The 13,714-nt window shown below is 70.8% G+C and carries 10 protein-coding genes; 3 read left to right on the top strand and 7 right to left on the bottom strand.

Annotated features, from left to right (window positions below; genetic code table 11):
- The first annotated feature begins 82 nt into the window (after positions 1–82).
- Complete coding sequence (locus QSK00_RS27155; RefSeq protein WP_285596053.1) at positions 83–682, top strand: dihydrofolate reductase family protein; 600 nt, start codon at positions 83–85, stop codon at positions 680–682.
- Between the two features lie 43 nt (positions 683–725).
- On the opposite strand, the gene QSK00_RS27150 is transcribed toward QSK00_RS27155, so the two are convergent.
- The 6 genes from QSK00_RS27150 to QSK00_RS27125 form a co-directional block, all read right to left on the bottom strand.
- Positions 726–1,580 (bottom strand): succinate dehydrogenase/fumarate reductase iron-sulfur subunit, encoded by an 855-nt coding sequence (locus QSK00_RS27150; RefSeq protein WP_285596050.1) that lies wholly within the window; start codon positions 1,578–1,580, stop codon positions 726–728.
- Between the two features lie 3 nt (positions 1,581–1,583).
- Positions 1,584–3,506, bottom strand: a complete 1,923-nt coding sequence (locus tag QSK00_RS27145) for a fumarate reductase/succinate dehydrogenase flavoprotein subunit (protein WP_285596048.1) — start codon at positions 3,504–3,506, stop codon at positions 1,584–1,586.
- Positions 3,506–4,342 (bottom strand): succinate dehydrogenase subunit SdhC, encoded by an 837-nt coding sequence (gene sdhC / locus QSK00_RS27140; protein ID WP_285596046.1) that lies wholly within the window; start codon positions 4,340–4,342, stop codon positions 3,506–3,508. The genes QSK00_RS27145 and sdhC overlap by 1 nt, the downstream gene beginning before the upstream one ends.
- A 188-nt stretch (positions 4,343–4,530) precedes the next feature.
- On the bottom strand, positions 4,531–5,112 hold the full coding sequence (locus QSK00_RS27135; protein ID WP_285596044.1) for a regulatory protein RecX: 582 nt from the start codon (positions 5,110–5,112) through the stop codon (positions 4,531–4,533).
- Entirely contained in the window at positions 5,112–6,158 is a 1,047-nt protein-coding gene (recA, locus tag QSK00_RS27130; RefSeq protein WP_018334625.1) for a recombinase RecA, read from the bottom strand. The genes QSK00_RS27135 and recA overlap by 1 nt, the downstream gene beginning before the upstream one ends.
- 182 nt (positions 6,159–6,340) lie before the next feature.
- Positions 6,341–6,535, bottom strand: coding sequence for a DUF3046 domain-containing protein (locus QSK00_RS27125; RefSeq protein ID WP_285596041.1), 195 nt, complete (start codon positions 6,533–6,535; stop codon positions 6,341–6,343).
- A gap of 114 nt (positions 6,536–6,649) precedes the next feature.
- Between QSK00_RS27125 and QSK00_RS27120 the strand changes: the two genes are divergently transcribed.
- Positions 6,650–6,784: a hypothetical protein gene (locus QSK00_RS27120; protein ID WP_285596040.1), complete on the top strand. Its 135-nt coding sequence runs from the start codon at positions 6,650–6,652 to the stop codon at positions 6,782–6,784.
- A gap of 55 nt (positions 6,785–6,839) precedes the next feature.
- Here the strand turns inward: QSK00_RS27120 and QSK00_RS27115 are convergent, their stop codons facing one another.
- The gene (locus QSK00_RS27115; protein ID WP_285596039.1) at positions 6,840–8,615 is read right to left on the bottom strand and encodes a DUF262 domain-containing protein; all 1,776 of its coding nucleotides are present in this window, start codon (positions 8,613–8,615) and stop codon (positions 6,840–6,842) included.
- Between the two features lie 146 nt (positions 8,616–8,761).
- Between QSK00_RS27115 and QSK00_RS27110 the strand changes: the two genes are divergently transcribed.
- On the top strand, positions 8,762–13,507 hold the full coding sequence (locus tag QSK00_RS27110) for an ATP-dependent helicase (protein WP_285596038.1): 4,746 nt from the start codon (positions 8,762–8,764) through the stop codon (positions 13,505–13,507).
- The last annotated feature ends 207 nt before the right edge of the window (positions 13,508–13,714 follow it).

Raw genomic sequence — 13,714 nt, 5'->3', positions numbered from 1 at the left:
TCGTCGAGCGTGACAAAACCTTGGTCCTCTAGTAGGACTACCGATGTCGGAAACAGGACGGTGAGACTCGGGGAGATCGTTGATGGCGCGCGTCGTGATGCAGGCCGTCGTGTCCGTGGACGGGTTCATCGCCCGCCCGGACGACTCGGTCGGACCGCTGTTCGACTGGTACTTCAACGGCGACACCGACGTGGTGGCCCGCCCTAGCGACTGGCACTTCTCGGTGACGGCGGCGTCCGCCGACTACGTCCAGCCGTTCTGGGACGCGGTCGACGTCACGGTGATCGGCCGGCATCTGTTCGACACGACGAACGGGTGGGACGGCCGACCCGCGGCCGGCGACCAGCTCGTCGTCGTGACCCACCGGCCCCTGCCCGACGAGTGGCGCGCCGCCCACCCGGACGCTCCGTTCCACGTCGCCGGGTCGGTCGAGGAGGGCATCGGGCGGGCGGAGGAGCTCGCCGGGGACGACGGGCTCGTCTGCGTCACCGCCGGCGACCTCGGCGGCCAGGCCTTCACGGCGGGCCTGGTCGACGAGGTGGCCATGGACGTCGTCCCGGTCGTCCTCGGCGAGGGCGTGCGGTTCTTCGGCCGACACACCGGGACCGTGCTGCTCGGCGATCCCGAGCAGGTCGTCCAGGGCGACCGCGTGCTGCACCTGCGCTACACCGTGCAGCGCTGAGCCGTTCCGTCGGCAGGTCGGGTCGACCTGCCGACGAGAAGGGTCAGCCGCCGACCGGGCCGATCGAGTCGGCCGGCAGCGGCGAGCCGTTGCCGGGCCCGGCGTCGTCGAGCGATCGCCGCCCGGTGGCGTGCCTGGCCTCCAGGTCCTCCCGCTTGAAGATCTTGCGCCCGAGCCACACGAGCGGGTCGTACTTCGTGTCGACGACGCGCTCCTTCATCGGGATCAGCGCGTTGTCGGTGATCTTGATGTGCTCCGGGCAGACCTCGGTGCAGCACTTGGTGATGTTGCAGTAGCCGAGGCCGTGGTCCTCCTGGGCGGCGTCCTTGCGGTCGCGGACGTCGAGCGGGTGCATGTCGAGCTCGGAGACCCGCATCAGGTAGCGCGGGCCGGCGAACTCCTCCTTGTTCTCCTCGTGGTCGCGCACCGCGTGGCAGGTGTTCTGGCACAGGTAGCACTCGATGCACTTGCGGAACTCCTGCGGCCGCTCCACGTCGATCTGGCTCATCCGGTACTCGCCCGGCGCCAGGTCCTCCGGCGGCGCGAAGGACGGGATCTCGCGCGCCTTGACGTAGTTGAAGTCGACGTCGGTGACGAGGTCACGGATCACCGGGAACGTCCGCAGCGGGGTGATCGTGACCGTCTCGTGCTCGTCGAACGTCGACATCCGCGTCATGCACATCAGCCGCGGACGGCCGTTGACCTCGGCCGAGCAGCTGCCGCACTTGCCGGCCTTGCAGTTCCAGCGCACGGCCAGGTCGCCCGCCTGCGTCGCCTGCAGCCGGTGCACGATGTCGAGGACGACCTCGCCCTCGTTGACGTCCACCTCGAACGGCTGCAGCGCGCCCTCCCCGGAGGAGTCGCCGCGCCAGACCTCGAACTTCGCCCGGTAACCCATGGCTCACATCCCCCGATCCGCGCGGTGCCCGCCGAGTTCGTCGCCGGTGTAGTACTTCTTCAGCTCGTCGAGCTCGAAGAGGTCGAACAGGTCCGGTCGCATCGCCGGCTGCGGCTGGTGGTTCAGCTGCACCTCCGGGCCGTCGGGGCCGTCGGCGAGCGAGCAGTTCAGCAGCTCCCGCCGCCAGTTCTCGTCCATCGCCGGGTAGTCGTCCCGCGTGTGGCCGCCGCGGCTCTCCTGGCGTTCCAGGGCCGCCATCGCGATGCACTGGCTGACCATGAGCATGTTGCGCAGGTCCATCGCGAGGTGCCAGCCCGGGTTGTAGGCGCGGCCACCGGTCACGCCGACGCGCGGGATACGGTCGCGCAGCTCGGCGAGCCGCTTGAGCGCCATCTCCATCTCGTCGGCCCGCCGGATGATGCCGACGAGGTCGTTCATCGTCTGCTGCAGTTCCTGGTGCAGCGTGTACGCGTTCTCCTCGCCGCGGACCGAGAACGGCTTCTCGGCCTCGGCGAGCGCCGCGTCGACGGCCTCGTTCCCGACGGCGGGTGCGGTGCCGAGGCCGTCGAGGTAGTCGGCCGCCCCGGCGCCGGCGCGGCAGCCGAACACCAGCAGGTCGGACAGCGAGTTGCCGCCCAGCCGGTTGGAGCCGTGCATCCCGCCGGCGACCTCACCGGCCGCGAAGAGCCCGGGGACCACCGTCGACGCCGTGTCCGGGTCGACCTCGACGCCGCCCATCACGTAGTGGCAGGTCGGGCCGACCTCCATCGGCTCGGCGGTGATGTCGACGTCGGCCAGCTCCTTGAACTGGTGGTACATCGACGGCAGGCGCTTGCGGATGAACTCGGTGGTGCGGCGGCTCGCGATGTCGAGGTAGACCCCGCCCGCGGGCGACCCGCGACCCTCCTTGACCTCGTTGTTGATGGCCCGGGCGACCTCGTCGCGAGGCAGCAGCTCCGGGGGCCGCCGGTTGTTGTCGGCGTCGTCGTACCAGCGGTCGCCCTCGTCCTCGCTGGTGGCGTACTGCTCGCGGAACACGTCGGGGATGTAGCGGAACATGAACCGCTCGCCCTCGGAGTTCTTGAGGACGCCGCCGTCGCCGCGCACCGACTCGGTCACGAGGATGCCCTTGACACTGGGCGGCCAGACCATCCCCGTGGGGTGGAACTGCACGAACTCCATGTTGATCAGCCGCGCCCCGGCCCGGAGTGCGAGGGCGTGACCGTCGCCGGTGTACTCCCAGGAGTTGCTGGTGACCTTGAACGACTTGCCGATCCCGCCCGTCGCGAGCACCACCGCGGGGGCGTGGAAGCAGAGGTACTCCCCCGTCGGCCGGCGGTAGCCGAAGGCACCGGCGATGCGGTCGCCGTCCTTGAACAGCTCGGTGACCGTGAACTCGTGGAAGACCTTGAGGTCGGACTCGTAGTCGCCGGTCCGGGCGTGGTCCTCCTGCTGCAGCGAGACGATCTTCTGCTGCAGGGTGCGGATGAGCTCGAGCCCGGTGCGGTCGCCGACGTGCGCGAGACGGGGGAACTGGTGCCCGCCGAAGTTGCGCTGGCTGATCTTGCCCTCGGGCGTGCGGTCGAACAGTGCGCCGTAGGTCTCGAGCTCCCAGACCCGCTGCGGCGCCTCCTTGGCGTGCAGTTCGGCCATGCGCCAGTTGTTGAGGAACTTCCCGCCGCGCATCGTGTCGCGGTAGTGGACCTCCCAGTTGTCGCGGGGGTTCGCGTTCCCCATCGACGCGGCGATCCCGCCCTCGGCCATGACCGTGTGCGCCTTGCCGAACAGCGACTTCGACAGGATCGCGACCCGCTTGCCGCGCATCCGTGCCTCGATCGCCGCGCGCAGACCCGCCCCGCCAGCGCCGATGACGAGGACGTCGTAGGAATGGTGGCTGACGGCGGTGCCGTCCGCTTCGTCGGCCATCAGTTCACGATCCTCAGGTCGGAGATGGTGCCGCTCGCGACGAGCATGATGTAGAGGTCGGTGAGGATCAGCGTCCCGATGGTGATCCACGCGAAGAGCATGTGCCGCGTGTTCAGCGACGAGATCGCCGTCCAGATCCGGTAGCGCACCGGGTGCCTCGAGAAGTGCTTGAGCCGGCCGCCGGTCACGTGGCGGCAGGAATGGCACGAGAGCGTGTAGAGCCAGAGCCCGATCACGTTGGCGAGCAGGATGATGTTGCCGAGCCCGATCCCGAAGCGGCTCGAGCCGTCCGGGGCGTCGCTCTGGAACGCCACCACCATGTCGTAGGTGTTGATCAGCGAGATCAGGAACGCGACGTAGAAGAAGTACCGGTGCGCGTTCTGCAGGATCAGCGGGAACCGCGTCTCCCCGGTGTACTTCCCGTGCGGCTCGGACACCGCGCACGCCGGCGGCGACATCCAGAACGCCCGGTAGTAGGACTTCCGGTAGTAGTAGCAGGTCAGCCGGAAGCCGAGCAGGAACGGCAGCGACAGGATCGCGAGCGGGATCCACGGCGGGAACGCCGGCAGGAACGCGCCGAAGTGGCTCGACCCCGGTACGCAGCTCGCCGAGAAGCACGGCGAGTAGAACGGCGACAGGTAGTGGTACTCCGGGACGTAGTACGCCGACCCCCAGAACGACCGGATCGTCGCGTAGACGACGAACGTGGCCAGTCCGAGCGCGTTCACCAGCGGCGCGAGCCACCAGCGGTCACGGCGGAGGGTTCTCGCGCGGATGTCCGCCCGACCGGGATTGTCGGGTGAAGGCGCTCCGGGGTCGTGCGCTGTGGTGGTCACTCGCACCGGTCCTCGTCGACGGGGCTCGCGTGACGACCGGTGCCGCGTCTCCGTGGTGGTGAACCGCAGCCGACCACGGCGTCACGCCGTGTGTGGTGCGGAGCACACTACGACTGCGTGTTCCCGGCTGTCGTCCGGATCACAGGTGATGTTGAAGTGATCCGCATCACCTGACCCGGGACGGGCCGTCAGACGAGCTCGTCGTCGTCGGGAGCGGCGCCCTCGAGCTCGGCGCCGCGGGACGCCATCTCCTCGCGGACGACCTCGTAGGCCAGGCCCGCGCCATAGCCCTTGCGGGCGAGCATGCCGACCAGACGCCGGGCGGCAGCCTGCGGCTCGACGCGGTCGAGGGAGGGCAGGCGACGGCGGACGAGTTCGACGGCCTTCGCCCGCTCCGACTCCGGGTCGAGCTCGTCGAGGGCGGCGTTCGCGACCTCCGCCTCGACGCCCTTGCGCCGCAGTTCCTGGGAGAGCGCCCGCTTGCCGAGGCCCCGGTGGCGGTGCCGCGAGTCGACCCACTGCTCCGCGAAGGCGGAGTCGTCGAGCAGGCGCACCTCCTCCAGCCGGTCGAGCACCACGACGGCGACGTCGTCGTCGACGTCGCGCCGGGCCAGTTCCGCGGCGAGCTCGGACCGCGTCCGCGCCCGCGCGGTGAGCAGGTTCAGGCAGATGGTGCGGGCCACCGACTCGGGGTCGGCCGACGGGTCGGGCGGCGCGTCCCGCTCCGGTTCCTCCCGGGCGCGGCGCCGTGGCCGCTGCCCGAGGGCCATCAGAAGTCGACCGGGGCCGGCGCCGGCTGGGTCTCGTCGGCGTCGAGCTTCGGCCCGATCCCGAGCTTCTCCTTGATCCGCTTCTCGATCTCGCCGGCGACGTCCGGGTTCTCCCGCAGGAACTTCCGGGCGTTCTCCTTGCCCTGGCCGAGCTGGTCGCCGTCGTAGGTGTACCAGGCACCGGACTTCCGGACGAAGCCCTGCTCGACACCCACGTCGATCAGCGACCCCTCCTTGGAGATGCCGTGGCCGTAGATCATGTCGAACTCGGCCTGCTTGAACGGCGGCGCGACCTTGTTCTTCACGACCTTGACGCGCGTCCGGTTGCCGACCGCGTCGGTGCCGTCCTTGAGCGTCTCGATGCGGCGGATGTCCAGGCGCACCGACGAGTAGAACTTCAGCGCGCGACCACCGGTGGTGGTCTCCGGCGAGCCGAACATGACGCCGACCTTCTCGCGCAGCTGGTTGATGAAGATCGCCGTGGTGCCGGAGTGGTTCAGCGCACCGGTGATCTTGCGCAGGGCCTGGCTCATGAGGCGGGCCTGCAGACCCACGTGGCTGTCGCCCATGTCGCCCTCGATCTCGGCGCGGGGCACGAGCGCGGCGACGGAGTCGACGACGATGATGTCGAGGGCGTTCGACCGGATCAGCATGTCCATGATCTCGAGCGCCTGCTCACCGGTGTCCGGCTGGGCGACCAGCAGCGCGTCGGTGTCGACGCCGAGCGCCTTGGCGTACTCCGGGTCCAGCGCGTGCTCGGCGTCGATGAACGCGGCGACGCCGCCCTGGGCCTGCGCCTGGGCGACGGCGTGCAGCGTGACGGTCGTCTTCCCGGAGGACTCCGGACCGTAGATCTCGACGACGCGGCCACGCGGCAGACCGCCGACGCCGAGCGCGACGTCCAGGGCGATCGAGCCGGTGGGGATGACGCTGATCGGCGCGCGACCCTCGTCGCCCAGCCGCATCACCGAGCCCTTGCCGAACTGCTTGTCGATCTGCGCCAGGGCGAGCTCGAGCGCCTTGTCGCGATCCGGGGCCTGAGGCATGCGGGGTTCCCCCTCGGGACGGGTGTGGTGTTCGGCAGCGACGGTAGGACAGGGGTCCGACAACATCGCACGAGCTGGTCTTCGGCTGTGGACAACTCGGGCGGCCGGTACCGGTGGGGACAACCGCCTGCGACGTTCAGACTAGACGAACACGTGTTCGATCCAGGAGGGGGACACGCCGGTCACCTCCGGGTGGCCGGGACGTCGAACTCCGCGCAGACCGCACGCCAGACCTCGCGCGGTTCCTCGCCCTCCTCGAGGGCCTGCTCCACCGTCCGCCCGTCGAGGGCGGAGAACACGTGGTCCCGGGCGATCGAGGAGGCGCGCACGGCGCCGAACTCGTCCTCCATCAGCTGCCGGAAGTGGGTCAGGCGCACGCCTCGAGGGTAGGTGCGGCCGGTGGACCGACCCGACCCCACCCGCCGTCGGGACCGGAGCCCGGCCCGTGACGTGGGACCGGCGGCGCCCGGCCGGTCGGTAGCCTCGACGTGGTGGACGTCCTCCTCGCCCAGATCGGCCTCCCGACGCCCGCCGGCTACGAGTGGCTCGGGCCGGTGCTCTCGGTCCTGGGCCTGGTCGCGGCGCTCGTGGTGCTGCTGCGCTGGTGGTTCTCCCAGCGTCGGTGAGCGGCGGCCTAGGGACTGCAGGGCGGAGGCCGCACCAAGGGCCGAACCCGCCTCGCTAATGGATCGGCTGCGACTCGACCCCTAGTACGGCGTGGAGCTTTTCGCGGAGCCGCTCCTTCCTCTGCTCGTAGAACTCCTCGAATCCAGACAGCGTGCCAGGCAGGCCTTGAAGATCGTTCCGGTCGACATACTCTGCCCGCTGCGCAGCTTCGCCCTGGAATCTTTCGTCGAGCCAGTCTCCCGGCAGTCTTGTCTGCTTCTCCACATTCTGAAGGCCGCCCAGCAGCTGGAGGTTAGGAAGCCGGTCTGCGAGGTCCCGATACCGACCGACGGCCTCAGGATCCAGACCTGCCGCGCTTAACTCTCGACGACGCGTGAAGCGCGCTTTCGGGAAGATGTGGTCCTCGTGGAACTGCTGTGCGAGGTCAAGGCCCGGATAGAGCAGCGCCAGCACCGGGAAGGTCCGTTGACCTCCGTATTTCAGTTCGAGCAGCTCATCCACTTCCGTCGCATCGACACTTAAGGACTTTCCAGCTCGCGCCATCTCCCTCTCGATCTCCATCAAGGGGAACCCGTCGGAACCACGCTCGTTGATCGCGCCGCGAAGGCGCGCCAGCAAGGTGTCCAACCCTGAGCCCCAGATTCCCCGCTTCACAAGAGACCTTGTGACCCACGTCTGGATCGTTCGACGGTCGGCCGCCGTCGCGCCCGAAGTTAGATAGTTGTCGCCCAGTTCCCGATGCGCCAGGTAGTACGCGATGGGCTCGACCGCACTGTGGGCGGTCAGCGTGCGGGCGTTGAATCCAAACGAGGCAAGAAGCGTCGCCGCCCGGATCAGCGCTTTCTTGGTCTCTGGCCACGACTGCTCGACCTTCCTCATATTCTCCGTCGTGAAATTCGAGACACGGAAGCGCAGATCGACGCCAGCCACCATCAATGCAGTCTTGAGGACGTTGTCCTTCGTGAACGAGAAGACCCTCGCCCCGTCCGTGTTGAGTTCATGCACGAGACGACGTACCTCTTCCCGAGCATCCAGACCTTCCCACTGGTTCGTCGCCATCGACAACAGTAGGTCGGAATAAGAGAGGGTGGTTCCGCCGCTGTTGACTCGGACGAAGATGTCGAGAACCTTGTCCGAATCCTGCGAAGACTCCAGGAAATAATTGACCGGACGGAGCTCGCGCACCGCTTGGTGAAGCGAGTGCAGCCGTTTGTGAGCGGAGAGCCCGCGATTCAGATCGATTCCACGCTTCTGCAGGACCTCAAGCGCACTGGGACCGGTATCTGCGAGTCCGAGCACGTGCGACACCGGGTACCAGCCATCGGGTTCTCCCGACTCCGGCAGAGCTTCGTCTGAGCTCAGGAACTGAAGGTCGTACTGGAGCCCGAGATCGTCGGACTCGGCGTCGCGCAGGAGGTTCAGATATAGGCGCCGAGTAGGAAAGGCATCCGGACTGTTCCACCAAGCGTACTTCTTCTTGACTGCATAGCTGCCGTAGAAGGCGATGTTGAGGGCGGTGAGACGTTGTTGACCGTCCAGCACGGCGAGTGTCCCGGAGCCGCTCGGCACCGTTGCCTTACTAGCATAAGGGTCGTCGCGCTCGTGATAGTTGGTGAGGAAGTCGTAGAAGGTGTAGCTACTCGCCGTCCCGGGTTCGACCTCCCACACGAGGAAGGAACCGATTGGATAACCTCGGAGGAGGCTGTCGACAAGAGCACGGATTTGGTCGCTGCCCCATACGAACTCTCGCTGAATAGCTGGAAGCAGGTACTTCTTCTCATGAATACCTCGAAGCATCGCCTCGACGGTCAGCGGCGCCTGAAACGCCATCGTGGCCCCCCTCGACCGCGGATGGAGGCCGCGGCCCTAGTCCTCCTGGCTCGCGCTGCATCGTGCCGCACGGTCGGAGACGTGCGGCAGGCACCTCGGAACGCTTGTCTTCCCGGTGACGACGGTGGCTGTCGGACCCGACGGGTATGCATGACGCTGTGACCGTCCTCGACCGCTTCTCCCCCGCCACGCGGGACTGGTTCACCGGCGCCTTCGGTGAACCCACCGCCGCGCAGGCGGGCGCGTGGGACGCGGTCGCCGACGGCGAGCACGCCCTCGTCGTCGCCCCCACGGGCTCCGGCAAGACGCTCGCCGCGTTCCTCTGGGCGCTCGACCGGCTCGCGTCCGCCCCCCTGCCCGAGGAGCCGCAGCGGCGCTGCCGGGTCCTCTACGTCTCACCGATGAAGGCGCTGACCGTCGACGTGCAGCGCAACCTGCGCTCGCCGCTCGCCGGGCTGCGCCAGGCCACGCACCGGCTGGGGCTGCCCGAACCCGACATCACCGTGGGATCGCGCACCGGCGACACCCCGGCCGACGAGCGCCGCACCTTCAACCGCATTCCGCCGGACGTCCTCGTGACCACGCCGGAATCGCTGTTCCTGCTGCTCACCTCGGCCGCGCGGGAGTCGCTGCGCGGGGTCGACACGGTGATCGTGGACGAGGTCCACGCCGTGCTCGCGTCGAAGCGCGGGGCGCACCTGGCCCTCTCCCTGGAGCGGCTCGACGCCCTGCTCGACGCACCCGCGCAGCGGATCGGCCTCTCGGCGACGGTGCGGCCGGTCGAGGAGGTGTCCACGTTCCTCGCGGGCGGCCGCCCGGTGCGCGTGGTGCAGCCGGAGTCGAGCAAGGTCGTCCAGGTCAGCGTCGTGGTGCCGGTCGAGGACATGAGCGCGCTCGACGCGGGGGACAACCAGAGTGGCCCGGGGGTCGAGGAGGAGGTCGAGGGCTCGGCGGCCGGCGCCGCGCAGCGCGCCTCCATCTGGCCCGCGGTGCAGGAGAAGGTGCTCGACCTCGTCGAGGAGCACCGCTCCACGATCGTGTTCGCGAACTCGCGGCGGCTCGCCGAACGGCTGACCGCCCGGATCAACGAGCTCGCCACCGAACGCGCGGCGCTCGCCCAGGCGGAGGCGGAGCCGGTCGACCTCGACGACGACACCGAGGACGCCGACGACGGGGATGACGAGGCACCCGCCGTCGTCGCGAGGGGGCCGTTCCCCGCAGAGGCGGTCGGGCAGTCGGGCGTGGCCGAGCCCGCCGAGGTGATCGTCGCGCGGGCGCACCACGGGTCGATGAGCCGGACCCAGCGCACCCTGGTGGAGGAGGCGCTGAAGTCCGGCCAGCTGCCGTGCGTGGTGGCGACCTCCAGCCTGGAGCTGGGCATCGACATGGGCGCGGTCGACCTCGTGGTGCAGGTCGAGGCGCCGCCGTCGGTCGCGAGCGGGCTGCAGCGCGTCGGGCGCGCGGGCCACCAAGTCGGCGCGGTGTCCGAGGGGGTCGTGTTCCCGAAGTACCGGGGCGACCTCGTCTCGTGCGCGGTCGTGGCCGAGCGGATGGCGGGCGGGAAGATCGAGGCGATGCGCTACCCGCGCAACCCGCTCGACGTCCTGGCCCAGCACGTCGTGGCGATGACCGCGATGGAGAACTGGTCGCTGACCGACCTCACGGCGCTCGTCCGCCGGGCGGCCCCGTTCAGCGGCCTGCCCGACTCGGCGATGACCTCGGTGCTCGACATGCTCGCCGGCCGGTACCCGAGCGAGGAGTTCGGCGAGCTGCGGCCGCGCATCACCTGGGACCGTGTCACCGACGAGCTCGCGGGCCGGCCGGGCGCGCAACGGCTCGCCGTCACCTCCGGCGGCACGATCCCCGACCGCGGGCTCTACACCGTCGTCACGCCCGGGTCCGGCGAGAACGGCACGGGCGGATCGCGGGTCGGTGAGCTCGACGAGGAGATGGTCTACGAGTCCCGGGCGGGCGACACGTTCCTGCTCGGGTCGACCACGTGGCGGGTCCTCGACATCACCCGCGACCGCGTGATCGCCGAGCCCGCGCCCGGGGTGCCGGGCCGGATGCCGTTCTGGAAGGGCGACGCGCTGGGTCGCCCGCTCGAGCTCGGGCGGGCGCTGGGGGCGTTCGTGCGCGAGATCGCGGGTGCCGACGACGCGGCGGCGCGCGAACGGGCCGCCGCGGCCGGCCTCGACGCGTGGGCCGTCGACAACCTCGTCGGCTACCTCGGCGAGCAGCGCGACGCGACCCGGCACGTCCCGAGCGACCGGACGATCGTCGTCGAGCGGTTCCGCGACGAGCTGGGCGACTGGCGCATCGTGGTGCACTCCCCGTTCGGCGCGCAGGTCAACGCCCCGTGGGCGCTGGCGATCGCGGCGCGGTTCCGCGAGCAGCGGGGCCTGGAGGTCTCGGCGGCGTCCGCCGACGACGGCATCGTGCTGCGCCTCCCCGACACCCTCGACGACACGGGCGCGGAGATCCTGCCCGGTGCCGAGGACGTGCTCCTCGACCCCGACGAGGTCGACCAGCTCGTGACGGCGGAGGTGAGCGGGTCCGCCCTGTTCGCCGCACGCTTCCGCGAGTGCGCGGCGCGCTCGCTGCTGCTCCCCCGGCGCGACCCCACCCGGCGCACGCCGTTGTGGCAGCAGCGCCAGAAGGCCGCGCAGCTGATGAGCGTCGCCTCGAAGTACGAGCAGTTCCCGGTGGTGCTCGAGACCTACCGGGAGTGCCTGCAGGACGTGTACGACGTCCCGGGCCTGGTCGAGCTGATGCGCGACGTCCGGTCGCGCGCGGTGCAGGTGGTCGACGTGGCGACCCCGTCGGCGTCGCCGTTCGCCCGGACGTTGATGTTCGGCTACGTCGGGATGTTCCTCTACGAGATGGACGCCCCGCTGGCGGAGCGGCGCGCGGCGGCCCTCTCGCTGGACTCGACGTTGCTCGCCGAGCTGCTCGGGTCGGAGGCGATCCGCGAACTGCTCGACGTCGAGGTGCTCGCCGAGGTCGAGTCGGGCCTGCAGCGCACCGACCCGGAGCGGCACGTGCGCGACGTCGAGGGCACGGCCGACCTGCTGCGGTTCGTCGGCGACCTGACCACGGCCGAGGCCGCCGAGCGCGGGGTGCGCGAGGAGTGGCTGGAGACGCTCGAGTCGTCCCGTCGCGCGCTGCGGGTGAAGATCGCGGGCGAGCGTCGGTGGGTCGCGATCGAGGACGCCGGGCGGCTGCGCGACGCCCTCGGTGCCGGTCTGCCCGTCGGGGTCCCCGAGGCGTTCACCGAACCAGTGGCCGACCCGCTGGGCGACCTCCTGGCCCGCTACGCCCGCACCCGCGGTCCGTTCCCGGCCTCCGCCGCGGCCCGGAGGTTCGGGCTCGGGCCGGCGGTGGTGTCCTCGGTGCTGGAGCGGATGGCCGGCGCCGGGCGCCTGGTGCGCGGCGAGCTCCGGCCGACCGACGCGCCCCCGGTGCCCGGCGACTCCGGGGTGCCCGACGGCGGGATCGACTTCTGCGACGCCGAGGTCCTGCGGCGCATCCGGCGTGGGTCGCTGGCGCGGTTGCGGGCCGAGGTCGAGCCGGTGGAGCCCGCGGCGCTGGGACGGTTTCTGCCGTCGTGGCACGGCATCGGTGGTCGGCGCCGCCGGGCGCCCAGCCCCGACGACGTCCTCAACGTCATCGAGCAGCTCGCGGGCGCGCCGGTGCCCGCGAGCGCGTGGGAGTCGCTCGTGCTGCCGACCCGGCTGCCCGGGTACACGACGGCCCTGCTCGACGAGCTCACCAGCGCCGGCGAGGTCACCTGGACCGGGTGCGGCACGCTCTCCGGCGGCGACGGCTGGCTCGCGGTCGCCCCGGCCGACGTCGCCGACCTGATGCTGCCCGAGCCCGACGACGGGCTGGTCGAGTCGCCGCTGCACCGCGCGTTGCTGGAGGCCCTCGACGGCGGGGGCGCCCTGTTCTTCCGCACGCTGTCCGACCGCGCGGGCGCGATCCTGCGCGACGCCGGCGAGTCGATCCCCGACGACCCGACCACGGTCGAGGCGCTCTGGGACCTCGTCTGGGCCGGGCACGCCACGAACGACACGCTCGCCCCGGTCCGGGCCCTGGTCTCGGGCGGGGGCGGACGGTCGAAGGCGGCCCACAAACAGCGCCGCGCCCCGTCACGGGGCCGGTACGCGCGGGTCGGGCGGCCGCAGATGCCGTCGCGGACCGGGCCGCCGACGGTCGCGGGGCGGTGGTCGGCCGTGCCCGAGCGGGAGCCGGACGCGACACGGCGGGCCCAGGCCCGGACGGAGTCGTTCCTCGAACGGCACGGGGTGCTCACGCGGGGCGCGCTCGACACGGAGCGGATCAGCGGCGGCTTCACGGGCATCTACCCGGTGCTGCGCGCGATGGAGGAGTCCGGTCGGTGTCGGCGCGGCTACGTCGTCGAGGGCCTCGGCGCCGCGCAGTTCGCGGTACCGGGGGCGATCGACCGCCTGCGCGCGACCTCGCGGGACGACGACGCGTCCGCCCGGGGCCAGCAGGCCCTGGTGCTCGCCGCGACCGACCCTGCGCAGCCGTGGGGTGCGGCGCTGGAGTGGCCGCCGACGCGCGCGGCGCAGGACGGCACCACGAACCACCGGCCCGGCCGGAAGGCGGGCGCGCTCGTGGTGCTCACCGACGGGGAGCCGACGATCTACGTCGAGCGCGGCGGCAAGTCGCTGCTGTCGTTCACCGACGACCTGGAGCGGCTCACCGAGGCGGCGAACGCCCTGACGGCCGCGGTGCGGGACGGGTCGCTCGGCGGATTGTCGGTCGAACGCACCGACGGGTCGAGCGCGATGGACGGGGTGCTCGCCGAGGCGCTGGGCGAGGCCGGGTTCCGCAACAGCCCGAAGGGGCTGCGCATCCGGGCGTGAGCCGGTCCGCGAGCGGTACATGAGGCAGGTCCGGACGCCCGAGAACCTGCCTCACGGACACCTCGCGGCAGGCCCCGACCCGGATGCGCCGCGAAGATGACACCAGGCAGCCCTCGCGGCCCACGGACCTGCTTCACGTGCACCTCGCAGCAGCCCCCCGACCCCGACGCGCCGCGAAGATGACACCAGGCAGCCCCCGCGGCCCCC

Origin of the sequence: Actinomycetospora sp. NBRC 106378, from assembly GCF_030269685.1 — a bacterium.
In the GTDB taxonomy this organism is placed as follows: domain Bacteria; phylum Actinomycetota; class Actinomycetes; order Mycobacteriales; family Pseudonocardiaceae; genus Actinomycetospora.
The sequence above is the reverse complement of the archived record's forward strand: the minus strand, read 5'-3'. Positions and strand labels throughout refer to the sequence as shown.